The 23,450-nt window shown below is 68.7% G+C and carries 19 protein-coding genes and 4 tRNA genes; 11 read left to right on the top strand and 12 right to left on the bottom strand.

Translation table 11 applies throughout. From position 1 onward, the window contains the following. Window positions 1-69: 69 nt before the first annotated feature. On the top strand, window positions 70-2,178 hold the full coding sequence (locus AMK34_RS06985; protein ID WP_038512475.1) for an elongation factor G-like protein EF-G2: 2,109 nt from the start codon (window positions 70-72) through the stop codon (window positions 2,176-2,178). Between the two features lie 28 nt (window positions 2,179-2,206). Here AMK34_RS06985 and AMK34_RS06990 read toward each other — a convergent pair whose 3' ends face one another. From AMK34_RS06990 to AMK34_RS07015, 6 genes are all read right to left on the bottom strand, one after another. Beyond that, on the bottom strand, window positions 2,207-2,668 hold the full coding sequence (locus tag AMK34_RS06990; RefSeq protein ID WP_073843741.1) for an XdhC family protein: 462 nt from the start codon (window positions 2,666-2,668) through the stop codon (window positions 2,207-2,209). 12 nt (window positions 2,669-2,680) lie between these two features. Next, complete coding sequence (locus tag AMK34_RS06995) at window positions 2,681-3,163, bottom strand: hypothetical protein (RefSeq protein WP_038512470.1); 483 nt, start codon at window positions 3,161-3,163, stop codon at window positions 2,681-2,683. Continuing rightward, window positions 3,160-4,305, bottom strand: coding sequence for a glycosyltransferase family 4 protein (locus tag AMK34_RS07000; RefSeq protein ID WP_072030876.1), 1,146 nt, complete (start codon window positions 4,303-4,305; stop codon window positions 3,160-3,162). The genes AMK34_RS06995 and AMK34_RS07000 overlap by 4 nt, the downstream gene beginning before the upstream one ends. A 22-nt stretch (window positions 4,306-4,327) precedes the next feature. Next, window positions 4,328-5,245 carry a phosphatidylinositol mannoside acyltransferase gene (locus tag AMK34_RS07005; RefSeq protein WP_038512466.1) on the bottom strand — a complete coding sequence of 306 codons (918 nt, stop codon included), beginning with the start codon at window positions 5,243-5,245 and terminating at the stop codon, window positions 4,328-4,330. Further along, window positions 5,242-5,883, bottom strand: coding sequence for a phosphatidylinositol phosphate synthase (pgsA, locus tag AMK34_RS07010; protein WP_016334780.1), 642 nt, complete (start codon window positions 5,881-5,883; stop codon window positions 5,242-5,244). Before pgsA ends, AMK34_RS07005 begins: the two co-directional genes overlap by 4 nt. A 104-nt stretch (window positions 5,884-5,987) precedes the next feature. Further along, window positions 5,988-6,530, bottom strand: a complete 543-nt coding sequence (locus AMK34_RS07015; protein WP_073844634.1) for a MarR family winged helix-turn-helix transcriptional regulator — start codon at window positions 6,528-6,530, stop codon at window positions 5,988-5,990. A gap of 118 nt (window positions 6,531-6,648) precedes the next feature. Here AMK34_RS07015 and AMK34_RS07020 point away from each other — a divergent pair, with 118 nt between their 5' ends. Next, complete coding sequence (locus AMK34_RS07020) at window positions 6,649-7,191, top strand: YceI family protein (RefSeq protein WP_038512463.1); 543 nt, start codon at window positions 6,649-6,651, stop codon at window positions 7,189-7,191. 82 nt (window positions 7,192-7,273) lie between these two features. Here AMK34_RS07020 and AMK34_RS07025 read toward each other — a convergent pair whose 3' ends face one another. The 5 genes from AMK34_RS07025 to AMK34_RS07045 form a co-directional block, all read right to left on the bottom strand. Next, window positions 7,274-7,810 carry an HIT family protein gene (locus tag AMK34_RS07025; protein WP_037338994.1) on the bottom strand — a complete coding sequence of 179 codons (537 nt, stop codon included), beginning with the start codon at window positions 7,808-7,810 and terminating at the stop codon, window positions 7,274-7,276. Then, window positions 7,807-9,867, bottom strand: a complete 2,061-nt coding sequence (gene thrS, locus AMK34_RS07030) for a threonine--tRNA ligase (protein WP_073843743.1) — start codon at window positions 9,865-9,867, stop codon at window positions 7,807-7,809. Before thrS ends, AMK34_RS07025 begins: the two co-directional genes overlap by 4 nt. 138 nt (window positions 9,868-10,005) lie before the next feature. Beyond that, entirely contained in the window at window positions 10,006-10,620 is a 615-nt protein-coding gene (locus AMK34_RS07035; protein ID WP_016334785.1) for a malonic semialdehyde reductase, read from the bottom strand. Between the two features lie 108 nt (window positions 10,621-10,728). Beyond that, window positions 10,729-12,255, bottom strand: coding sequence for a sugar transferase (locus AMK34_RS07040; RefSeq protein ID WP_038512453.1), 1,527 nt, complete (start codon window positions 12,253-12,255; stop codon window positions 10,729-10,731). A gap of 894 nt (window positions 12,256-13,149) precedes the next feature. Next, a tRNA-Val gene (locus AMK34_RS07045) sits at window positions 13,150-13,221 on the bottom strand. A 400-nt stretch (window positions 13,222-13,621) separates the two neighbouring features. Between AMK34_RS07045 and AMK34_RS07050 the strand changes: the two genes are divergently transcribed. The 4 genes from AMK34_RS07050 (at window position 13,622) to AMK34_RS07065 (ending at window position 14,428) form a co-directional block, all read left to right on the top strand. Further along, window positions 13,622-14,047 carry an SsgA family sporulation/cell division regulator gene (locus AMK34_RS07050; protein ID WP_005159130.1) on the top strand — a complete coding sequence of 142 codons (426 nt, stop codon included), beginning with the start codon at window positions 13,622-13,624 and terminating at the stop codon, window positions 14,045-14,047. Between the two features lie 136 nt (window positions 14,048-14,183). Beyond that, a tRNA-Gly gene (locus AMK34_RS07055) sits at window positions 14,184-14,256 on the top strand. Window positions 14,257-14,281: 25 nt separating this feature from the next. After that, window positions 14,282-14,352: transfer RNA gene (locus tag AMK34_RS07060), tRNA-Cys, on the top strand. 1 nt (window position 14,353) lies between these two features. Beyond that, window positions 14,354-14,428 (top strand) — tRNA-Val (locus AMK34_RS07065). A gap of 318 nt (window positions 14,429-14,746) precedes the next feature. Here the strand turns inward: AMK34_RS07065 and AMK34_RS07070 are convergent. After that, a complete protein-coding gene (locus AMK34_RS07070; RefSeq protein WP_073844636.1) occupies window positions 14,747-15,973 on the bottom strand; it encodes an MFS transporter in 1,227 nt (408 codons plus the stop codon). Window positions 15,974-16,153: 180 nt separating this feature from the next. On the opposite strand from AMK34_RS07070, the gene AMK34_RS43125 reads away from it, so the two are divergent. The 5 genes from AMK34_RS43125 (at window position 16,154) to narI (ending at window position 23,418) form a co-directional block, all read left to right on the top strand. Next, complete coding sequence (locus AMK34_RS43125; RefSeq protein ID WP_198941638.1) at window positions 16,154-16,462, top strand: hypothetical protein; 309 nt, start codon at window positions 16,154-16,156, stop codon at window positions 16,460-16,462. A gap of 174 nt (window positions 16,463-16,636) precedes the next feature. Then, a complete protein-coding gene (locus AMK34_RS07080) occupies window positions 16,637-20,338 on the top strand; it encodes a nitrate reductase subunit alpha (protein ID WP_073843745.1) in 3,702 nt (1,233 codons plus the stop codon). 1 nt (window position 20,339) lies between these two features. Next, window positions 20,340-21,965: a nitrate reductase subunit beta gene (gene narH / locus AMK34_RS07085; protein ID WP_073843747.1), complete on the top strand. Its 1,626-nt coding sequence runs from the start codon at window positions 20,340-20,342 to the stop codon at window positions 21,963-21,965. After that, window positions 21,962-22,681, top strand: coding sequence for a nitrate reductase molybdenum cofactor assembly chaperone (gene narJ / locus AMK34_RS07090; protein WP_073843749.1), 720 nt, complete (start codon window positions 21,962-21,964; stop codon window positions 22,679-22,681). Before narH ends, narJ begins: the two co-directional genes overlap by 4 nt. Next, the gene (narI, locus tag AMK34_RS07095) at window positions 22,678-23,418 is read left to right on the top strand and encodes a respiratory nitrate reductase subunit gamma (RefSeq protein WP_073843751.1); all 741 of its coding nucleotides are present in this window, start codon (window positions 22,678-22,680) and stop codon (window positions 23,416-23,418) included. Before narJ ends, narI begins: the two co-directional genes overlap by 4 nt. The last annotated feature ends 32 nt before the right edge of the window (window positions 23,419-23,450 follow it).

Below are 23,450 nucleotides of genomic sequence, written 5' to 3' on the forward strand. Positions count from 1 at the left end.
GCGACGCCCGTCGCGGGTGTGTGATCGAGGACACACCTGTACGCGGCATCGTGTGGTGAGGAGATCGGCATGGCCGACAAACAGAGCAAGAACGGAGACTCCGGGGCCGCCGTCGCTGTGGACGACCCGGCGAAGGTCCGCAACGTCGTCCTGGTCGGCCCCTCGGGATCAGGCAAGACGACACTCGCCGAGGCCTTGCTCGCCGCGTCCGGCACGGTGACGCGGGCAGGCTCGGTGGTGGAAGGGACCACGGTGTGCGATCACGATCCCGCCGCGGTCCGACAGCAACGGTCGGTCGGTCTTTCGGTCGCGCCGGTGTTGCACCAAGACCACAAGATCAACCTCATCGACACCCCCGGGTACGCCGATTTCGTCGGTGAGCTGCGGGCCGGGCTCCGCGCCGCCGACGCGGCGTTGTTCGTGGTCTGCGCGGCGGAAGGCGTCGACGCCGCCACGGTCGCGGTCTGGGAGGAGTGCGCCGCGGTCGGGATGCCGAGGGCGGTGGTCGTCTCCCGGCTGGACCATCACCGCGCCGACCCCGAGGGCGAGATCGCGGCCTGTCAGGAGGCCTTCGGCGCCGGCGTCCTGCCGCTGTACCTGCCCGCGCGCGACGGGCTCGTCGGGCTCATCACGCGCCGCTATTTCGACTACTCCCAGGGCTTCCCGCCCGAAATCGGCGAGCCGAACGAGGCCGAACTCAGCCGGATGACCGAGGCCCGCAACGAACTGATCGAAGGGGTCATCGCCGAGAGCGAAGACGAGTCCCTGATGGACCGGTACCTCTCCGGCGAGGAGATCCCCGAAGACACGCTGATCGCCGACCTCGAGACCGCCGTCGCCCGTGGTTCCTTCCATCCGGTGATCCCGGTGTGCGCGACGACCGGGGTCGGGCTGGCCGAAGTCCTCGACGGGATCGTGCGTGCCTTCCCGTCGCCGCTGGAGCACGTCCCGCCGGAGGTCACCTCGCCCACCGGGGAGCCGCACGCCGGGCTCCGCGCCGACCCCGACGGCCCGCTGGCGGCCGAGGTGGTCCGGACCGCCGTCGACTCCTACGTCGGCAGGGTCTCGCTGGTGCGGGTGTTCTCCGGGACACTTCGCCCGGAACGGCCGGTGCACGTCTCGGGCCACGGCCTCGCCGAACGCGGCCACGAGGATCACGACGCCGACGAGCGGGTCGCGCATCTGTACTCCCCGCTCGGGGCGAACCTGCGCGAAGTCCCGTACTGCGTCGCGGGTGACCTCTGCGCGCTCACCAAGGTCGGCTCGGCGGAAACCGGCGACACCGTTTCCTCACCGGAAGACCCGCTGATCATGAAGCCGTGGGCGATGCCGGAGCCGTTGCTTCCGGTCGCCGTGATCGCGAAGACCCGCAGCGACGAGGACACGTTGGCGCGCAACCTCTCCCGGCTCGTCGCGGGCGACCCCACGCTCCGGCTGGACCGCAACGCCGAGACCAACCAGCTCGTGCTGTGGTGCATGGGCGAGGCGCACGCCGACGTCGTGCTGTCGCGGCTGCGCGCGGGAGGCGCCGACGTGGGCACCGAACCCGTCCGCATCAGCCTGCGTTCGACGTTCGCCGGGCCGGCTCGCGGGCACGGACGGCACGTCAAGCAATCCGGCGGGCACGGCCAGTTCGCCGTCTGCGACATCGAGGTCCAGCCGCTGCCGAGGGGGTCGGGCTTCGAGTTCGTGGACAAGGTCGTCGGCGGCTCGGTGCCGCACCAGTTCATCCCGAGCGTGGAGAAGGGAGTTCGGGCGCAAGCCCAGCGAGGACTCGTCGACGGTCATCCGCTGATCGACATCCGGGTGACCCTGGTCGACGGCAAGGCGCACAGCGTCGACTCGTCGGACGCCGCTTTCCAGACGGCGGGTGCGCTGGCGCTGAAGGAGGCCGCCGCGGCGGGCAAGATCGCGTTGCTCGAACCACTCGAAGAGGTGGCCGTACGGCTTCCGGACGAGCACCTGGGCACCGTGCTGGGCGACCTCTCGTCCCGGCGCGGCCGCGTACTCGGCACCGAATCGGGTGAAGGCGGCCGCACGGTCATCCGCGCCGAGGTGCCGGCCGTGGAGTTGCTGCGCTACGCGATCGACCTGCGTTCCCTGACCTCGGGCACCGCGACGTTCACCCGCAGGCACGCCCGGTTCGAGCCGATGCCGGAAGGGGCGGTGGCCTACTGACGCCCGCGTTTAGTCCTCTGAATGCGGCCTAATGGAACTCGAAGCCGCCCGGCCGCCCGTTCCGGTCGGCCACCAGACCGGCCAGGGTGGCGACGGCGATCTCGGGCGGCGTGCGTGAGCCGATGTTCAGACCGACCGGGCGGTGGACGCGCGCGATCTCGTGGTCCGGGACGTCCAGTGCCTTGAGCGCGGCGACGTGCGGGCCCGCGTGGCGCGGATTGCCGAGCACCCCGACCCACCGCGTCGGGCGGTCCAGCACGGCCTTGAGCACGTCGCCGAGTTCGGGCCGGTCGTGATCGGTGACGACGACGTCGGCGTCCGCGCCGAGTTCCGGCAACGTCGTGACGGCCTCCAGGCCGGGCTCGACGTCCGTCACGCGTGCGCCGTCCGGCTCGAACAGCACGGCCGTGTAGCCGAGATCCTTGCCGTAGCGCAGGAGGAACGACGCGACCGGCGTCGCGAACACCGCCACCAGCAGCCGATCGCTCATAGGTCCGTCCTCCTAAAGTTCAGGCTCGGCGATCTCGAAGTATTCCGGAAGCCGGGCGGTCCCGGCGAGGCCGAAGTACCGGACCTTCCGGCGCCGCCTCAGATGCAGGGTGTCCCGGACGGCGTCGTTGTGCACGCGGCGCGCGATGACGACACGGTGCTCGGCGTCGGTCAGCTCTTCGGCCAGCGTCGACGGCAGAGCCGCACGATCGACGCGCGCCAGCCGCAGCGTCAGTTCGCTTTCCTCGGCTTCGCGATCCGGCCTCGGCGCACGCTCGGCGCGTTCGCCCAGCGTGCGTAGCTCGTCGTCACCGAGGATCGCGGCGGCCGCCCGCGCGACGACGGCGCGCCGTGCGAGGGCGGCGTCGAGGGCCGCCCAGCCCGCGTCCGTGCGGACGTGCAGCCGGTCGAGCCGGTTCGCCGTCGCGAGCAGGAACAACCCGCCCAGCACCACGATCGCGGCCACCACACCGCCGATCCACACCCAGGTCGTCACCGGCTGAACTCGCGTTCGCCCGCGCCGACCCGCCGGGGGTCGGCGGCGATCGCCGTCTCGTACACCCGCAGGACCTGCGTCGTGACCACGGACCAGTCGAACATCGCGACGCGCTCCCCAGCGGCCGCCGCCAGCGATGCCCGGCGGGCCGGGTCTCCGAGCAGCTCGCGCAACCCGTCGGCCAGCGCCGCCGCGTCGCCGGTCTCGGTCAGCATCCCGGCCTTGCCGTCGTCGAGGACCCGGCGGAACGAGTCGAGGCCGCTCGCCAGCACGGGCGTTCCCGCCGCCATCGCCTCGGTGAGGATCATCCCGAAACTCTCGCCGCCCGTGTTCGGCGCGCAGTAGACGTCGACACTGCGCAGCGCCCGCGCCTTCGTCTCGTCGTCGACCTGGCCGAGCAGATCGATGTGCGGCGCCAGCTCCGGCCCGGCCTCGCGCCGGAGCTGATCGGCGTCGCCGCGGCCGACGACCAGCAGCCGCAGCTCCTCGAACTCCGGCAGCAGCATCCGCAACGCCTCCAGCAGCACCCCCATCCCCTTGCGGGGCTCGGTGTACCGCCCGACGAAACCGACCGTGCCACCCGCTCGCGGGTAGCCGTCCAGCGGGAGCGCGCGCGAGAAGAAGTCGACGTCGACGCCGTTGGGCACCTCGACCGCGTCACCCCCGGCGTGCTCGACCTGGACCCGGCGGGCCAGCGCCGAAACCGCGATCCGCGCGGTGATCTTCTCCAGCAGCGGCCGCAGCACCGGCTGGAACGCCGCCAGTGTGCGCGAACGCGTCGTCGCGGTGTGGAAGGTCGCCACGATCGGGCCGTCCGCGACCTTCAGCGCCAGCAAGGAAAGACTCGGCGCGGCGGGCTCGTGCAGGTGCAGGACGTCGAAGTCGCCGTCGCGGATCCATCGCCGCACGCGGGCGTAGGACACCGGGCCGAACTGCAGGCGTGCGACCGAGCCGTTGTACGGGATGCCGAGCGCTTTCCCGGCGGGGACCACGAAATCCGGGACGTCGGAGTCCTCGTCCGCCGGTGCGAGCACCGAGACCTGGTGCCCGCGCGCCAGCAGCGCCTTCGCGAGATCGATGACGTGTCCCTGCACGCCACCCGGCACGTCGAACGAATACGGGCAGACGATCCCGATCTTCATGACCCGCGACTGAGCCATCCGCTCAGCTCGCTTCGCCGGGTTCGGCCTGTTCCCCGGCTTCGAAATCGGAGAGCCAGAACTTCTGCATCATGTGCCAGTCGGCCGGATGCGCGGCGATGTCCCCGGCGAAGATGTCCGCCAGCGCCTGGGTGGCCGCCGGGACCTCGGACCGGTTCGTGACCCGGATCCGCGGGTGCAGGCGGATCTGCCAGCCGTCCTCGGTGAACCAGCACCCGGCCGGGATCAGCGCGGCGCCGGTGGTGGCGGCCAGCCGCGCGGGCCCGCCCGGCATCTTGGTCTGCTCGCCGAAGAACTTGACCGGTACGCCGGAGTTCGTCAGGTCCCGGTCCCCCACCAGGCAGATCGCCTTGTTCTCCCGCAGCCGCTTGAGCAGCACGCGCATCGCGGAGCTGTCGCCGGTCAGCGGGACGATCTCGAAACCGAGCGATTCCCGGTAGGACACGAACCGCTGGTACAACGACTCGGGTTTCAGCCGCTCCGCGACCGTGGTGAAACCGCCGAGATAGTCGGCGAGCCAGACGCCGGCGGCGTCCCAGTTGCCGCTGTGCGGCAGCGCCATCACCGCGCCGTTGCCCTCGGCGAGGGCCGCGTCGAGGTTCTCCACGCCGGTGATCGACTGGGCGACCTTGCGGCTGACCTCCTTGTGGTCCATCGAGGGCAGCCGGAACATCTCGTGCCAGTAGCGGGCGTAGGACCGCATCGCGCGGCGGGTCAGTTCGTCGAGTTCGACACCGTCCGCCTGCGGCACGACCCTGGCGAGATTGCGCCGAAGCTGGCGCACCCCGCCGCCGTCCCGCCGGACGGCCAGATCGGCGCCCAGCCCGAAGGTCACCGAGCCCATCGACTCCGGCAGCCAGCGCGCGAGCCGCCAGCCCGTCGCGTAGCCGAGGTCACCGAGCCGCTGGGAGAACCCGCTCATGCCCCGCCCTCCGCGGCGGGTGGCCCCGCCGCCTTGGCGGCCCTCGCCGCCTTGGCCACCGCGGCCGTCCGCTGCAGCAGGGTGATCACCGAAAGCACCGCGAGGAGCCAGAGCGTGATGTCCACGGTGTACGGAACGCCCAGACCGTGCAGTCCGGTTCCCACGAGGGCAATGATCAGGCGTTCCGCGCGTTCGACGAGGCCGCCGTCCGCCTCCAGCCCGGAGGCCTCGGCGCGGGCCTTGACGTACGAGATGACCTGCGCGAGCACCAGGCAGATCAGCGCGGCGGCCGCGGCCGGGCGATTGTCGTCGTGGACGAAGCACCACCAGGCGATCGCGGCGAACAACGCGCCGTCGACCAGCCTGTCGCAGGTCGCGTCGAGGACGGCCCCGAACGCCGTGCCGTACCCGCGGGCGCGGGCCATCGCGCCGTCCAGCAGGTCCAGCATCGCGAAGCCCCAGACGGTGAAGGTGCCCCACAGCAGCATGTCGTTGGGAAAGAACCCGAGCGCGCACAGCACCGCCCCGGCCGTGCCGATGACGGTCATCGCGTTGGGGGTCAGACCGGCGCGCACGAGCACCTTCCCCATCGGGTCGGTGACGCGGGAAACGGAGGCGCGCGCGAAAATGTTGAGCATCGGTTCTTCAGGTGCACCTAAAGCAGCAGGGTCGGGTGGCCGCCCGAAGCCTATCCACCCGCACCGACACTCGTCGTCGCGCCCGCCCCTGGACCGGCTCCAGGTCAGTCCGCTTTGGCCAGTTCGGCCGAGCCGGCGAGGTCCGCGAGACTCTCTTCCCGCAGCGCCAATTCCGCCTCGGCGGCGGCGCATTTCGGCGACAGCCGCTGCAGTACGGCGGCGCTGATCTCGCCGAGCGCCTTCACCTGTTCGGGGGTCAGCGGGTCGAAGAGGCTCTCGCGGACCGCCTCGACGTGCCCGGGCGCGGCCTCCTCCAGCGCGGCGAAACCGTCGGCGGTGAGCACCGCCCAGGAACCGCGTTTGTCGGTGGGACAGGACTCACGGCGCACCCAGCCGTTCGCCTCGAGGCGCGCGACCGCGTGCGAGAGCCTGCTGCGCGACGCCTTGCGCGCGTCGGCGAGCTCGCTCATCCGCAGCCGCCGCTCCGGCGCCTCGGAAAGGGCGACGAGCACTTCGTAGTAGGTGTGAGGCATGCCCGCCTCGTGCTGAAGCTGGCCCTCCAGGTGCGCTTGCAGCATCCGCGTGGCCGCGGAGAAGTCGCGCCAGACTTTTTGCTCCTCGTCGGAGAGCCATCGGGGTTCGGACATGACGCCCATTCTACCCCTGGTTGAGCGCTCAACCAAATTGCGCTACAGTCGTTGTTGAGCGCTCAACCAGACGAGGGTTCACCACGAACGCACACAGACTTTTTGGAGATCGACTCACATGACCACCACCGAGATCCCGGGCTACGTCGCAGGCAAGTGGACGATCGACACCGCCCACTCCGACATCGCCTACACCGTGAAGCACCTCGGCCTGGCGAAGTCCCGGGGCAACTTCACCGCCTTCACCGGTGAGGTCGTCACCGCCGACAACATCCTCGACTCGTCGGTCACCGTCGAGATCGACGCCTCGTCGGTCGCCAGCGGCGTCGACGGTCGTGACACGCACCTCAAGTCCGAGGACTTCTTCCACGTCGACGAGCACCCGGTCATCACCTTCCGCTCGACCGGCATCCGCGAGGACGGCGGCGACTACGTCATCGACGGCGAGCTCACCTGGCGCGGCAAGACCGTCCCGGTCTCGCTCGAGGCGGAGTTCAACGGCATCGGCACCAACCCGGCCAACGACAACGCCACCACCCTCGGCGTCTCGGCCTCCGCCACGGTGAACCGCCGCGACTTCGGCATCGGCCCGGAGGGCAACGCCTTCCTGTCCGAGAAGGTCAAGATCGACATCGAGCTGCAGGCCGCGCTCAACGCCTGAGGACCCCGAGTGTCATGAAAGGGTCGTTCAAGACGTTTTTCGTCCTGAACGACCCTTTCATGACATCAGCCACCGGCCGGACCTACCAGGCGTCCGCCAGCAGCTGCCGCGTCTCCCCCAGCAACTGCGGCAACACCTTCGTGTGCCCGATCACCGGCATGAAGTTCGCGTCGCCACCCCACCTCGGCACCACGTGCTGATGCAGATGCGCGGCGATGCCCGCACCGGCGATCACGCCCTGGTTCATCCCGATGTTGAACCCGTGCGCCGACGACACCTCCCGGATCACCCGCATCGCGTGCTGGGTGAACTCCGCCACCTCGACGGTCTCCTCCGGCGTCAGGTCCGTGTAGTCCGCGACATGGCGGTACGGCACGGCCATCAGGTGACCGGGGTTGTACGGGTACAGGTTCAGCACCGCGTACACCGTCTTCCCCCGCGCGAGGATCAGCGCGTCCTCGTCACTCTTCTCGGGGAGATGGCAGAACGGGCATCCCTCGTCAGGCCGCTTCGACCCCTGCACGTAGGCGAGCCGATGCGGGGTCCACAGGCGCTGCAACGCGTCCGGGACCCCCACACCGTCCTGTCCGACGACGTCAGGGCCATCGAGGCCCGTCACCGGAGTACCGCCTCCAAGCCCGCCACGGTCGGCGAAGCGTTCTCACGGCGCTGGACCCAGCCGGCGATCGCCTCGACCGCGTCGTCCACCGAGACACCGTTGATCTGGCCGCCGTCACGGAACCGGAACGACACCGCTCCCGCCTCGACGTCCTTCGCGCCCGCCAGGAGCATGAAAGGCACCTTCTGAGTGGTGTGGGTGCGGATCTTCTTCTGCATCCGGTCGCCGCTCGCGTCGACGTCGACCCGGATCCCCTTGGCCCGCAGCGCCTTCTCGACCCCGCGCAGGTGCTCGACCTGGTCCTCGGTGATCGGGATGCCGACCACCTGGACCGGCGACAGCCACGCCGGGAACGCGCCCGCGTAGTGCTCGGTCAGCACGCCGAAGAACCGCTCGATCGAGCCGAACAGCGCGCGGTGGATCATCACCGGACGCTGACGGCTGCCGTCGCCCGCGGTGTACTCCAGTTCGAACTTCTCGGGCAGCATGAAGTCCAGCTGGATGGTCGACATCTGCCAGGTGCGGCCCAGCGCGTCCTTCGCCTGCACGGAGATCTTGGGCCCGTAGAACGCGGCGCCACCCGGATCCGGCACCAGTTCCAGCCCGGAGTCCACGGCCGCGGCGCGGAGCACCTCGGTCGCCTCGTCCCACACCTCGTCCGAACCGATGTACTTCTCGTCGTTCCGAGTGGACAGTTCGAGGTAGAAATCGTCGAGACCGTAGTCGCGCAACAGGTTCAGCACGAAGTCCAAAAGGGACTTCAGCTCACCGGGGACCTGCTCCAGGGTGCAGAAGATGTGCGCGTCGTCCTGCGTCATCCCGCGCACGCGGGTCAGGCCGTGGATCACGCCGGACTTCTCGTAGCGGTACACGGATCCGAACTCGAACATCCGCAGCGGCAGTTCCCGGTAGGAACGCCCGCGCGAACGGAAGATCAGGTCGTGGAACGGGCAGTTCATCGGCTTGAGGTAGTAGTCCTGGCCGGGTTTGCGGACCGAACCGTCCTCGTTGTGCTCGGCGTCGAGGTGCATCGCCGGGTACATGCCGTCGCGGTACCAGTCGAGGTGACCGGAGGTCTCGAACAGCGCGCCCTTGGTGATGTGCGGCGAGTAGACGAAGTCGTACCCGGCCTCGACGTGCCGCTGGCGCGAGTAGTTCTCCATCTCCTGCCGGATGATCCCGCCCTTGGGATGGAACACGGGCAGCCCCGAGCCGATCTCGTCGGGGAACGAGAACAGGTCCAGCTCGACACCGAGCTTGCGGTGGTCGCGCCGCTCGGCCTCGGCCAGGCGCTCCAGGTAGACGTCCTGGGCCTCGGCGGATTCCCACGCGGTGCCGTAGATCCGCTGCAGCTGCGGGTTCTTGTCGTCACCGCGCCAGTAGGCGGCGGCGACCCGGGTGAGCTTGAACGCCGGGATGAACTTGGTGGTCGGCACGTGCGGGCCGCGGCAGAGGTCGCTCCACACGCGCTCCTTGGTGCGCGGGTCGAGGTTGTCGTAGATGGTCAGCTCGCCGCCGCCGACCTCCATCACCTCGGAGGTGTCCACATCGGACTTGATGTCGACGAGTTCCAGCTTGAACGGCTCGTCGGCCAGTTCCTTCTTGGCCTCGTCGACCGAGTCGAAGACGCGGCGGGAGAACTGCTGCGCGCCCTTCACGATCTGCTTCATGCGCTTCTCGAGCGCCTGCAGGTCTTCCGGGGTGAACGGGGTGTCGACGGCGAAGTCGTAGTAGAAGCCGTCCTTGACCGGCGGGCCGATGCCCAGTTTGGCCTGCGGGAACTGCTGCTGCACGGCCTGGGCGAGCACGTGGGCGGCCGAGTGGCGGATGACGCTGCGGCCGTCCTCGGTGTTCGCCGCGACGGCTTCGACCTCGGCTTCGGCCTCCGGGGCCCAGGAGAGGTCGCGGAGGTTCCCCTCGGCGTCGCGCACGACGACGATCGTGTCCGGTCCCTTGGTCGGCAGCCCGGCTTCGCGGACCGCGGTGCCCGCCGTAGTGCCCGCCGGTACCACCACGCGCGGGGCGGTTGCGGCTGCTACTGACGACGGCTGGGACACGATGGACTCCTCGCGGTTAAAGCGGATGGTTCCCGTGATGTTAGTCGTCAGGTGCGGCGCGGCTCACGCGCATTACCCCTAACACCACGAAGGCCTCCTTCCCATCGGAAGAAGGCCTTCGCGTATCGAGGAACGAGGTCAGACGGTCTCGACGACCTCGTCGAAGTCCAGCCGCGGCAGGCGGTCGAACCAGGGGTTCTCGCCCGGCTTGCCGACGTTGATCACGACGAGGGACTTCCACGGCTTGTCCGCGAAGAACTCCTTGTCGATGCCCTCGGCGTCGAAGCCGGTCATCGGGCCGGCGGCCAGCCCGGCGGCGCGGACGCCGATGATGAAGTAACCGACCTGCAGCAACGCGTTGAGCTTGGCGGTCTCGACGCGGCCCGCCTCGTCGGCGAACAGGTCCTTGGCGCCCGGGAAGTGCGGGAAGGTGCGCGGCAGGTTCTCGTGGAACTCGGTGTCGGCGGCCAGCACGACGGTCACCGGCGCGGCCTCGGTCTTGGCGCGGTTGCCCTCGGACATCAGCGGGGACAGCCGCTTCTTGCCCTCTTCGGTGCGGATCACCAGCGCGCGCAGCGGCTGGTTGTTCATCGACGTCGGGGCCCATTTGACCAGCTCGTAGATCGCGCGGATCTGCTCGTCGGTCACCGGCTCGTCGCTGAAGTTGTTCGCGGTGCGGGCCTCGCGGAACAACAGGTCCTGAACGTCCTGCGGGAGGTTCAAGGCTTCGGTCGGCTCAACGCTGGTGGTCATGGGTGGATCTTCCTTCCGTACGCGTCCTGTACCCGTCCCAACCTAGTTGAGCGCTGAACTATTTCTCGCTCAACTATCTCTGCGTGTGGGTCCGGTCACAGGAAAGCGTCAGTAGGCACCTCGTCCCTGCACCACCGCGCGGAAGGTCTTCCAAAGGATCACCAGGTCGAGAGCCAGCGACCAGTCCTCGACGTAACGCAGGTCGAGGCGGATGCTCTCGGCCCAGCTGAGGTCACTGCGGCCGCTGACCTGCCAGAGGCCGGTCAGCCCCGGCTTGACCAGGAGACGGCGGCGCGCGTCGGGAGCGTACTTCGCGGTCTCCTCGGGCAGTGGCGGACGGGGACCGACGAGCGACATCCGCCCGCTCACGACGTTGAGCAGCTGCGGCAGCTCGTCGAGGGAGTACCGGCGAAGCAGACCGCCGACCCGGGTCACCCGCGGATCCTTGCGCATCTTGAACAACGGGCCCGCGCCTTCGTTGTCCGACTGGAGCTCCTGCTTGAGCTTGTCGGCGTTCGTGACCATCGTGCGGAACTTCAGCATCGTGAAGGTGTGCCCGTCGCGGCCGACGCGACGCTGCCGGTAGATCACCGGGCCGTGGTCGTCCAGCTTGATCGCGACCGCGATCGCCAGCAGCAGCGGGGAAAAGAGGGTGAGGAGCAAGGCGGAGCCGAACCGGTCAAGCGCTTCCTTGACCAGACGGCGGCCGCCGGTGAACATCGGCGCGGTCACCCGCAGCAGCGGCATGCCGAGCACGCCGGAGACGTTCAACCGGGGCCCGGCGACCTCCATCAGCATCGGCGCGACCACCATCTCGGCCGACGTTCCTTCGAGGTCCCAGGCGAGCCGCTGGAGGCGCTTCGGGTTCCAGTGCTGATCGGCGGTCACGGCGACCACCCGGTAACCGCCGCGGCGGACGTGGCCCGCGAGGTCGTCGAGCTTCCCGACGATCGGGACGCCTTCCACCTCGCCGCTCCCCCGCTCCGCGCCGGCACCGGAATACGTACAGACGGCTTCCACACGCCAGCCGACATGAGGATCGGCCTTCGTGCGGGCGATCAGATCGGCGACCGTGTCGGGGCTTCCCGCCGCGAGCACCGGAAGGAGACATTCACCGAGCCGCCTGCGCCGGTGCAGCACCTGTCTCAGCGCGTACCGCTGCAGGAACATGAAGACCGAGATCATCGGGACGACGATGAAGACCCACGGCTGCACGGCGAGCGCGCCGAAGAGCAGGCCGCCCAACGCGACGAGGACGGCGGTGGCCACGAGGCCGCGCCCCAGCGTCCGGTACTCCTCCGCACCCTCGCCCAGTACACGCGGACTCCAGGCACGGCAGACCGACAGCCCGAACAGGAAGGCCGCGGCGGTACCGAGCGCGTGCATGTCGTGCGGATCGGATCGATCGATCAAGAAGGCGCTCATCACGATGAGCACGAACGCGGTGAAAACGTCACTACCGATGACCCAGGCGCGGTAGCGCGATTCCCAAGCCGCGTAAGGGGGCCGCGCCGACGTGGTGTCGACCGCGGCGGCATCGCCCGCGCCCCTTTGCGGGGGAAGCGGAATCGACTGGAGGTCGATGTGCTGCGGCGTCCCGTTGACGGTGGACGACGGCCGCACCGACTCTTCCATCAGACCTCCCGGAGTGGGGATTCCCGAACGCCGGATCAACACGCTGAGTAAATGAGACTGATCTCGAAGAGTGATCAATTCTCAAGCTCTCTCAGCGGCCGATGGGGCGACACACGCCAAGGTATCGGCCACTCTCCGGCCATCGTTACAAGGATTTCCAGCCACACCCTGGGCGAGCATCCGGCAAATGAATGCCGTGTTGATAACAAGATGATGACGATGCGTAATAGACCGTATCCTCCGAACAACTACTCAAAGTAGTCACGAATTCCCACGACTCGCGGCCACTTGGAGCACCGGTTCCCCGATCGGCCGAACAGCCCGGAAAACTCCACAATGGACGGTTCGCGCGAGTCGATCTCCGGCCGGTCCACTGTGGATTTCACACCCCGCGAGGACCACGGCCCGCCGGACGTGCCCACCGCGCGCCGACCTACCTTGTCAATCGGTCACCGGCGTGGCGTTTCGTCACATCACGTCAGCGTCACGGCGACCCCTCGGCCGGAGCCGGACGAGTGAGCCCGCCCGACCATGCCCCACATCACTTTCTTCGTGGTCTGGACCTTTGCACGGACGTTTCGTGCCGAGGATCACAAAGAAGTCTCAATGGTCGGATCATGCGACATTTTCGCGTCGCGACACGAGATCTCCGGCGAATGTCCACACCGGCCGGAGGGGTGGGCTTCGGGGATCTTCGAACCGGCGGCACCCCCGCGCCCGCGATCGCCCCGAGTGGATTCGCCCGCACTGGCCGGTCCGCCCGCGACGGCAGAAGTACCGCCCCCACACAACCCGCGTCCGACCTGGGGATCGAATGCCTCCGGACGGCTCACCGCCGACAGCGGCCGAGAATGAATCAAGGCCCCGGACCGATGGTCCAGGGCCTTCATCCGGTGGGCGATACTGGGATCGAACCAGTGACCTCTTCGGTGTGAACGAAGCGCTCTCCCGCTGAGCTAATCGCCCGCTCGCGGTGTCCGGCAGACTCTACCCCACGACTTTAGGGGGCCTGCAAACGGGTGGTTCCCTCCGACCACACTCCGCTCACCAGCAAATACGGAGCGAACAACCACGAGCTAGTCGGGGTTGTCACGGCCGGGGGCCGCCCGCGACGCGTTTCGACATTCGTGCGACGGTGCTATCGCGTGACGACTAAACCGCGCAGTATGTACATGTGGACTGCCTGCAGGGCGCATGTAGGGCTGCGCGTCGCGCGGGTGATGATGGGGTGACGGAGTATGGACCCGGGGTCCGATGACCCCGTCCGGGTGATCTGCGGCAAAACCGCGTTCCGATCAGCCGGCCGATACGTCACATCATCGCCACTCGGTTCGACCGGGCCGGGAAGGAGACGAAGGGTAGGACGATGCGCAACGATCACGTGACGCTCCGCTCGACGGCGGTGTTCGACCTCCTGGCGCCGCGGACCCCCGCGGTTCCGGTCAAGGTGGAACTGCGATACGACACTCGCGACCCGTACGCGGTCGTGGCCGCCTTCCGCACCGGCCGCGCCGGCTGGGTCGAGTGGGTCTACGCGCGCGATCTCCTCGCCGACGGCCTCCTGGCCGACGCGGGCGACGGCGACGTACGCATCCGCCCCTCCGTCGAAGACCCCGAGTCCGTCCTCATCGAACTGAACTCGCCGTCCGGGCACGCCATGTTCGAGGCGTCCGCTCAGGAGCTGGCCGACTTCCTCGACCGGACCTACGACGTCGTGCTCCCGGGCAACGAGCATCTGTGGGTCGACGTCGACGACGCCCTGACGCACCTGATTCCCAACGATCTGGCCTGATGACGGCCTTGCGAACAGCAAGTGGCACCCCGGTTGCGGGGCCGTTTTCGGGATCGGATAGTGTTCACACACACCACGGCGACGGGGTGAGAGACAGAACCGCGAGGCTCTGAACTCCCATCCAGACCGAGGATGTGCGGATGTAGCGCAGCTGGTAGCGCATCACCTTGCCAAGGTGAGGGTCGCGGGTTCGAATCCCGTCATCCGCTCGGAAGGCCCTCTCGGGCCTGACACGGTGGAGTGGCCGAGAGGCGAGGCAACGGCCTGCAAAGCCGTGTACACGGGTTCGAATCCCGTCTCCACCTCGCGCGATTAGCTCAGCGGGAGAGCGCTTCCCTGACACGGAAGAGGTCACTGGTTCAATCCCAGTATCGCGCACCATCTGTTTTCGCAGGTCAGAAGCCCTGCTCCTTCTCGGAGGGGCGGGGCTTCAGTCGTTCAATGGCGATGGTCTTTCGGACCCGTCTCGAGCCGCATGTCATCGAACGTGGCCTGCAGATGTGGGAACCACTCCCCCAGCTTCGTCGGCTCGCTCGGGTGAGCGCGACCAACGACCCGATCCAACGTGTCTCGAGCGCTTGCAGAATCTGACGACGCATCAGCGGAGTCACATGGTCGTAGACCCTCGCGATGCCTTTCATGTGGAGCGAGGACTCGATACTGACTAGCCCCGTCATAAACCGGGCGGCGCTCAGGTACCTAGTCGGCCGGCTGTGCCTCACGCTCGGCGATCGCGCGGCGTACCGCAGTGGCGGTGAAGGCCAACGCGCCGCCGGCGACCGCGGCCAGAGCGGACAAGCCCACCGCGTACGAGCCCAACGCGCCGTAGAGGGCACCCATCACCAGCGGCGGCACGAATCCGCCCAGACCGCCTGCGGCACCGACGATCCCGGTGACCGAACCGACCTTGTTCCCTGGGGCCAGGAGAGCGACGAGCGCGAACACCGCGCCGCTGCCGGCGCCGAGCGCGGCGGCCATGGACAGGAAGGCGATCGTGCCGAGCGGCATCAGGGCAGGGGTGAACGCCGTGACCGCGGCCGCGGCGGCGACCACCGCGAAGACTCCGGCCAAGACCCGCACCGGTCCGATCCGGTCGGACAGCCACCCACCCGCTGGGCGCATCAGGACCGCCAAGAGCACGAAGCCCGCCATCCGGTTGGCCGCGTCGGCCTGAGTGAGCCCGTAGGCGGCCTTCAGATAAGCGGGCAGATAGACGGAAAACGCGACGTAGCCGCCGAAAGCGACCGCGTACAGCGCCGAGGCCTGCCACGTGATGGGCAAACGAGCCGTGTCCGCCAGGCGGCGGAGGGCAGGTTCGGTCGGCACCGTCCGGCCTGGCGCGTCCCGCAGCAACAGGAACGCGATGGCGGCATAGAGCGCCAGAACCGCGGCCGTGATCACGAACGGTGTCGCAGCTCCGCCGGCGCCCACGAGCTGCACGGTGGTCAAGGCGCTGATCGCGGTGCCGCCCATGCCTGCCCCGAACACGCCGATCGCCAGCCCACGTCGCTGCGGCGGGAACCAGGCGTTGACGAACGGCACCCCCACGGCGAACGCGGTGCCGCCGATGCCGAGGAAAAAGCCGCCGATCAGCAGGGCTGCCAGCGAGGTGTTCCCCACCAGACCGAGGAAGAGCACCGGCACGATCGTCGCCGCCGAGACCAGCGGGAACATCACGCGCCCGCCGTACCGGTCGGTCAACACGCCCACGGGGATCCGCCCCACCGAGCCGACCACGACGGGTACGGCGACCAGCAACGCCTGCTGGAAGGAGTTCAGCCCGAGGTCCTCTTTGAACAGTGGGCCGAGTGGGCTCAGCAACGCCCATGCCCAGAAGTTCACCGCGAACCCCACGGTCGCGATCGCCAGCATGAGCATCCGTCGACCGACCGGCGGTCCGTCGTCGTTCTCGTCCTTGTTGCCCATGGCCGGATCCGTGCCCGGCGTTGTCACGTGCGTCGTCATGTCGCCTCGGACGTTCTCGTCGTAAGTAGTGGACAGCCCAAGGATGCGAACCGAACCGGCGGATCGACAGAGATCGACGGTCCCGTCCTCGCGGGTCGAACGTCCCTTCCGGCGGAATCGCCGTCCGGCTTCCTTGACCGCGTGGACGAAACACCTCGGATCGATCTCGCGCCACCGACCGCGGCGCGCCCGCGAGGGCCGCTGTTCGTGTGGGCCAACGCGGTGGTGCTGGGCTGGCTGGCCGTCGCCGTCGTACTGCTGGCCGCGCACGAAGTGCTCGGTTTACCGAGCTGGGTCGCGCTGCATGCCCTGCTGCTGGGCGCGGTCACCAACGCCATCCTGATCTTGTCCGAGCATCGGCCACGGTGCACGGCCTCGCGCAGGCGAAGCACCGGCCCGCCGCCGCACGAGCCGCGTCCATCACCGCGCTCGTCGGCTCGCTCGGCGTGATCCTGCTGGCCACCGGCCTCGTCGAACGGTAGCCCGGCAGGACGGGACCGAAGGTCCCTCGGTGCGGGACGTTCGCCTGGTGATCGGCGGGCGGCTCTCGCCGAACATAGGTGATGCCTTACCGGTCACCCGCCTCTGTCCCGGTGTCCGGATCACCCGAAGGAGCCGCGTCCCGTGTCTTCCCATCCTGCCCCTGCGAACGATCACGTTCCCGGCCACGGGCCGCTGCTCGGTGCCCGTCGTTTCCTGACCAAGGAGACGGTCGGTGACCACGGACGGACGCTGCACCAGATCGATTCCGGCGCATGGGAGTCGTTCTACCGCGACCGATGGAGCTACGACCGGGTCGTGCGGTCGACCCACGGGGTCAACTGCACCGGTTCGTGCTCGTGGAACGTCTTCGTCAAGGACGATCTGATCACGTGGGAGCACCAGGCGACCGACTACCCGACCACGGGACCGGACAGTCCCGACTACGAACCCCGGGGTTGCCCGCGCGGCGCGTCGTTTTCCTGGTACGAGTACTCGCCTTCCCGGGTCCGGCACCCCTACGTGCGCGGCTCGCTGATCACGATGTTCCGGGCCGGCCTCCAGCGGTTCGGCGATCCGGTCGCGGCGTGGGCGGATATCGTCGAGGACCCGCGTAAGGCATGCGTCTACAAAGGACAGCGCGGTCGCGGCGGGTTCGTGCGTGCCTCGTGGGACGAGGTGACCACCATGGTCGCCGCCGCGCACGTGTACACCACCAAGACCCACGGCCCTGACCGTGTCGTCGGATTTTCGCCGATCCCCGCGATGTCCATGGCGTCCTTCGCGGCGGGCACCCGCTACCACGCGTTGCTCGGCGGCACGCTGCTGTCGTTCTACGACTGGTACGCCGACCTCCCGATCGCGTCACCCCAGGTGTGGGGCGACCAGACCGACGTCCCCGAGGCCGGCGACTGGTGGAACTCCACCTACCTGGTCATGTGGGGCTCCAACATCCCGGTCACGCGCACCCCGGACGCCCACTTCCTCGCCGAGGCCCGCTACCGCGGCACCAAGGTCGTCGCCGTCAGCCCCGACTACGCCGACAACGTCAAGTTCGCCGACGACTGGCTCGCCCCGCAGCCCGGCACCGACGGGGCACTGGCGATGGCCATGGGCCACGTGATGCTCACCGAGTTCTTCCGCGACCGCCAGGTCCCCTACTTCACCGACTACGTGCGGTCCTACACCGACCTGCCCTTCCTGGTGACGCTTCGCGAACGGGAACCGGGCGTCTATGTCGCGGACCGGTTCCTCACCGCCGCGGACCTCGGCGACGAAGACCCTGGCGCGCAGCACAAGACCGTTCTGCTCGACGATGCGTCCGGCGCGCCGGTGGTGCCGGGCGGGTCGCTGGGGTTTCGCTACGGCCCCGAGGGTGAAGGCCGGTGGAACCTCGACCTCGGCGACGTCGTGCCCGCGCTCGGCGTGCTCGATCACGCCACCGGGCAGGTTCCCGTGGACCTCGCCCGGTTCGACATCGGCGAGACCGAGGGCGGTGCCACTATGCGTCGCGGTGTCCCGGTCACGCGCGTGGGCGAGCACCTCGTCACCGGTGTCTTCGACCTCATCATGGCCCAGTACGGCGTCCGTCGCGGCGACCTTCCCGGCGAATGGCCCACCGGGTACGACGACGCCGACGCCCCGCACACGCCCGCGTGGCAGGAGCGGATCACCGGTGTGCCCGCGGCGATGGCGGCCAAGATCGGGCGCGAGTTCGCCCGCAACGCCGAGCGCAGCCGCGGCCGTTCGCTGATCGCGCTCGGCGCGGGCGCCAATCAGTGGTTCCACTCGGACATGACCTATCGCGCCTTCATCGCGCTGGTCACCCTCACCGGCTGCCAAGGAGTCAACGGCGGCGGCTGGGCGCACTACGTCGGCCAAGAGAAAGCGCGGCCGATCACCGGACAGCAGCACATGAGCTTCGCCTTCGACTGGCAGCGACCGATGCGGCACCAGGCGAGCACCCCGTTCTGGTACCTGCACACCGACCAATGGCGCTACGAGAAGGTGTCCGCCGACGAGCTCGCTTCCCCGCTGGGTCAGGGACGGCTGGCGGGTATGGCGTTCGCCGACACCGTCGCGGCCGCCCAGCGCATGGGCTGGTCACCGGGCCACCCCGCGTTCGACCGCAACCCGCTCGACCTCACCGACGAGGCCGCGGCCGCGGGACTGAGCACGAGCGAGCACATCGTCGCCGAGCTGCGCGCGGGACGACTCAAGGCCGTCGCCGACGACCCGGACGACCCCGCGAACTTCCCCCGCTGCCTGACCTTGTGGCGGGCGAACCTGCTCGGTTCCTCCGGCAAGGGCAACGAGTTCTTCATGAAGCACCTGCTCGGCGTGGACTCCTTGGCGTCGGCCGACGAATGCGGCCCCGGTGAACGGCCCCGCGACGTGGCGTGGCGCGACGAAGCGCCCACCGGCAAGCTCGACCTGCTCACCGCGATCGACTTCCGGATGACCAACACCGGCCTGCATTCCGACGTCGTCCTGCCCGCCGCCACCTGGTACGAGAAGCACGACATCTCGACCACCGACATGCACCCCTTCGTGCACGCGTTCTCTCCCGCCGTCGCCCCGCCGGGCGAGGTGCACACCGACTACGACGCCTTCCTCTCCATCGCCGACAAGGTCAGCGAGCTGGCGGTCAACCACCTCGGGACCCGCCGCGACGTGCTCGCCGCGCCGCTGCAGCACGACACGCCCGACGAGCTCGCGACGCCGTCCGGCCGGGTCCGGGACTGGAAGCGCGGCGAGTGCGAACCGGTGCCGGGCGTGACGATGCCGAAACTGGTCGAGATCGAACGCGACTACACGCTCATCGGCGCGAAGATGCGCGCCGTCGGCCCGTTGCTGGACAAGCTCGGAACCACCACCAAGGGCATCACCGTCGACGTCACCACCGAGCTGGAGTACCTGCGCCACCAGAACGGAGTCGTGACCGACGGCCCGTTCGCCGGCCGCCCGTCACTGTCCACAGCGGACCGGATGTGCGAGGCGATCCTCGCGCTGTCCGGCACGACCAACGGCCGCGTTGCCCACGAAGGCTTCCAGCAACTGGAAAAGCGGACCGGGCACCAGTTCACCGACCTGATCGAAGGGCACGAAACCGATCACGTCACGTACGCGTCCACACAGGAGGCGCCGCAGCCGGTGTTCACCAGCCCGGAGTGGTCCGGCTCGGAAAAGGGCGGGCGCCGCTACTCGCCGTTCACCATCAACGTCGAACGGCGCAAGCCGTGGCACACCCTCACCGGCAGGCAGCACTTCTTCGTCGAGCACGACTGGGTCGCCGAACTGGGCGAGCACCTGCCCGGCTACCGGCCGCCGTTGAACATGGCCCGGCACTTCGGAAAGCCCGGCGAACTCGCCGACGGCGGCGTGACCGTCCGGTTCCTCACTCCGCACGCGAAGTGGTCGATCCACTCGATGTACCACGACAACGAGCTCATGCTCGCGCTCTCCCGCGGTGGTCCGGTGATCTGGATGAGCATCGAGGACGCCGCCAAGATCGGGGTCGCTGACAACGACTGGGTCGAGGCCGTCAACCGCAACGGCGTGATCGTCGCCCGCGCCGTCGTCAGCCACCGGATGCCCGAGGGCACGGTGTTCCAGTACCACTCCCCCGAACGCACCGTGAACGTCCCGAAGACCGAAAAGAGCGGCAAGGGCAAGGGAAAGCGCGGCGGCTACCACAACTCGATGACCCGGCTGCTCATCAAGCCGACGCATCTCGCGGGCGGCCATGCCCAAATGACCTACGCCTTCAACTACTACGGCCCCATCGGCAGCCAGCGCGACGAGATCACCGTGATCCGCCGCCGCGGCCAGGAAGTGGAGTACTGACATGCGCATCCGCGCCCAGGTCGCGATGGTGATGAACCTCGACAAGTGCATCGGCTGCCACACCTGCTCGGTGACCTGCAAGCAGACTTGGACCAACCGCGAAGGCACCGAGTACGTCTGGTTCAACAACGTCGAGACCAAACCCGGTATCGGTTACCCCAAGCACTATGAGGATCAGGAACGTTGGAAGGGCGGCTGGAAACTCGACAAGAAGGGACGGCTGGTCCTGCGCTCCGGCGGCCGCGCGAAGCGGCTTTCGCGCATCTTCGCCAACCCTGACCTTCCAACGCTCGAGGACTACTACGAGCCCGCGACCTTCGACAAGGACGTCCTCGTCACCGCGCCCGCCGGACTCACCGACACCCCGGTCAAGCAACCGAGGTCGGCCCTCACCGGGGAACCGATGAGCCTCCAATGGGGCGCGAACTGGGAGGACGGCCTCGGCGGCGCCCACGAACGCGCCGGGACCGACCCCAACATCACCGCGATGGACCCCGACGCGGCGGCACGGGTGAAGTTCGAGTTCGAGAAGACCTTCATGTTCCACCTGCCGCGGATCTGCGAGCACTGTCTCAACCCCGCCTGCGTCTCGGCCTGCCCGTCGGGCGCGATGTACAAACGCGAGGAGGACGGCATCGTCCTGGTCGACCAGGACCGCTGCCGCGGCTGGCGGATGTGCGTGAGCGCCTGTCCCTACAAGAAGGTCTACGTCAACCACGCCACCGGCAAGGCCGAGAAGTGCACCTTCTGCTTCCCGCGCATCGAAGCAGGCCAGCCCACCATCTGTTCGGAGACCTGCGTCGGCAGGCTGCGCTATCTGGGGCTGGTCTTCTACGACGAGGACGCGGTGCTCGCCGCCGCCTCCGTCGAAGACGAGCAGGAACTCCTGGCCGAGCAACGAGCGGTGTTCCTCGACCCGCACGATCCCGAGACGGTGCGCCTGGCGACCGAGGCGGGCCTGCCCGAGGAGTGGGTGCTCGCCGCGCAGGCCTCGCCGGTGTGGAAGCTGATCAGCGAGTACCAGATCGCTTTGCCGCTGCACCCGGAATACCGCACCCTGCCGATGGTCTGGTATGTCCCGCCGCTCTCCCCCGTGCTGGACGCCGTCAACGCGGCGGGGCGCGACGACACCGACGCCGACGACGTCTTCCACACCATCCGTGATCTGCGGATCCCCGTGGAATACCTGGCCGAACTGTTCACCGCGGGCGACGCCGACGCGGTGGCCGGCGTGCTGATGAAGCTCGCCGCGATGCGCTCCTACATGCGCGCCCGCACCCTCGACGGCACCGTCGCCGAGGAACTCTGCGAGGCCGTCGGCATGTCCGGCGACGAGGTCGAGGCGATGTACCGGCTGCTCGCGATCGCCAAGTACGACGAGCGCTACGTCATCCCCGCCGCCTACGCCAAGGACGCCGCCGCGCTCGAAGCACAGGCGGCGTCCACTTCGGACTGTTCCCTGGACTGCGACGGCGGCCCCGGGATGACCGAATCGGCCGCCACCGCGGAGCGGTTCCACTTGGTGACCGAAGACCAGCAGGTCCGCCCGGGCCGCCGGAGCCTGTTCGCCCGCCGCGGCGACGGCAGGCTCGGCCTGACCATCGACCCCGCCGGAGGCCGCTCATGACCGCATCCGAACAGTCCTTTGTGGAGGGGGCCGACCGGACCCGGCTGTTCGAACTCACCTCGGTGCTGCTCACCTACCCCGACGCCGCACTGATCGGGGCGGGGAAGGAACTGACCTCCGCCGTCGGCGACGTCACCCACGACGAGGTACGGGAACAGCTCACCACGTTCCTCGACTGGTTCCTGAGCACCGACTCCCTCCAGGTCGAGACCCACTACGTCCGCACGTTCGACCTGCGCCGCCGCTCGGGGCTGTACCTGACCTACTACCTGCACGGCGACACCCGCAAACGCGGCATCGCCCTGCTCACCCTCAAACAGCGCTACCGCGCCCACGGCCTGCGCCTGACCCCGGGCGAGCTGCCCGACCTGCTGCCGGTGGTACTCGAGTTCGCCGCGGTCGCGGGCCCGGGCGACGGGGAGGCTCCGCTGCGCCAGCACCGCAGGGGCCTGGAGCTCCTGCGGTCCACTTTGGACGAAAGCGGATCGCCGTACCGGCATCTGCTCGAGGCGCTCGTCGCCGCGTTGCCTCCCCTGACCGAGGCCGACCGGGCCACGATCCGCGCGCTCGCCGAAGACGGCCCTCCCGTGGAGTCGGTCGGACTGGCGCCTTACGGCACCGATGTCGACACCATCGGCTTCGGTCCCGATCTCAGTACCGAAGCGTGTGCCCACGCACACCCCTTCACCCACCGTTCGATGGAGAGTGTCCCGTGAGCACGTTCGTCTGGATCGTCGTCCCCTACGCCTGCCTGGCGGTGTTCGTGCTCGGCCACGTGTGGCGGTGGCGCCACGACCAGTTCGGCTGGACCACCCATACCAGCCAACTGCTGGAGAGCCGCATCCTGCGGCTGGGCTCACCGTTGTTCCATCTCGGAGCGTTCGGTGTCATCGCCGGTCACGCCATGGGCCTGCTGGTGCCCGCTTCGGTGACGGCGAAGATCGGGATATCCGAGCACTTCTACCACGCCACCGCCGTCTGGGGCGGCACCGTCACCGGTGTCATGCTCGTGGCGGGCCTCGCCTTGCTGATCGCCCGCCGCTTCGTCAACGGCCGTGTCCGGCGGGTCACCACGACGATGGACAAGGTGCTCTACGTCGCGCTGGCCGCGATGGTAGTGCTCGGGATGACCGCCACGGTCGGCACCAACCTCCTCGGCGAAGGTTACGACTACCGCGAGACGATCGCAGTCTGGTTCCGCGGCATCTTCTGGTTCTCGCCCGAACCGCACCTGATGACCGGGGCGCCGCTCGTCTACCAACTGCACGCGATCGGCGGATGCCTGTTCCTCGCGCTGTGGCCCTTCACGAGGCTGGTCCACGTGTGGTCGGCGCCGCTGGCCTATCTGTGGCGGCCCTACGTCGTTTACCGCGGCCGCCCGGGGAAGCCCGCCACTCCTGCACCGACGCCGGCCACCGTGCGAGATCGAACCCTGCACGACACCCGGCATTGAAACCTGGACGGGGTCGTGAGTGGCGATTCGGG

It is taken from the genome of Amycolatopsis sp. CB00013 (assembly GCF_001905755.1).
Lineage (GTDB): Bacteria > Actinomycetota > Actinomycetes > Mycobacteriales > Pseudonocardiaceae > Amycolatopsis > Amycolatopsis japonica.

What these genes read in the sequence shown, in the direction of transcription:
- AMK34_RS06985 (WP_038512475.1), top strand. Translation starts at nt 70, where the DNA reads ATGGCCGACAAACAGAGCAAGAACGGAGACTCCGGGGCCGCCGTCGCT.
- AMK34_RS06990 (WP_073843741.1), bottom strand. Translation starts at nt 2,668, where the DNA reads ATGAGCGATCGGCTGCTGGTGGCGGTGTTCGCGACGCCGGTCGCGTCG.
- AMK34_RS07000 (WP_072030876.1), bottom strand. Translation starts at nt 4,305, where the DNA reads ATGAAGATCGGGATCGTCTGCCCGTATTCGTTCGACGTGCCGGGTGGC.
- AMK34_RS07005 (WP_038512466.1), bottom strand. Translation starts at nt 5,245, where the DNA reads ATGAGCGGGTTCTCCCAGCGGCTCGGTGACCTCGGCTACGCGACGGGC.
- pgsA (WP_016334780.1), bottom strand. Translation starts at nt 5,883, where the DNA reads ATGCTCAACATTTTCGCGCGCGCCTCCGTTTCCCGCGTCACCGACCCG.
- AMK34_RS07015 (WP_073844634.1), bottom strand. Translation starts at nt 6,530, where the DNA reads ATGTCCGAACCCCGATGGCTCTCCGACGAGGAGCAAAAAGTCTGGCGC.
- AMK34_RS07020 (WP_038512463.1), top strand. Translation starts at nt 6,649, where the DNA reads ATGACCACCACCGAGATCCCGGGCTACGTCGCAGGCAAGTGGACGATC.
- AMK34_RS07035 (WP_016334785.1), bottom strand. Translation starts at nt 10,620, where the DNA reads ATGACCACCAGCGTTGAGCCGACCGAAGCCTTGAACCTCCCGCAGGAC.
- AMK34_RS07040 (WP_038512453.1), bottom strand. Translation starts at nt 12,255, where the DNA reads ATGGAAGAGTCGGTGCGGCCGTCGTCCACCGTCAACGGGACGCCGCAG.
- AMK34_RS07050 (WP_005159130.1), top strand. Translation starts at nt 13,622, where the DNA reads ATGCGCAACGATCACGTGACGCTCCGCTCGACGGCGGTGTTCGACCTC.
- AMK34_RS07070 (WP_073844636.1), bottom strand. Translation starts at nt 15,973, where the DNA reads ATGGGCAACAAGGACGAGAACGACGACGGACCGCCGGTCGGTCGACGG.
- narH (WP_073843747.1), top strand. Translation starts at nt 20,340, where the DNA reads ATGCGCATCCGCGCCCAGGTCGCGATGGTGATGAACCTCGACAAGTGC.
- narJ (WP_073843749.1), top strand. Translation starts at nt 21,962, where the DNA reads ATGACCGCATCCGAACAGTCCTTTGTGGAGGGGGCCGACCGGACCCGG.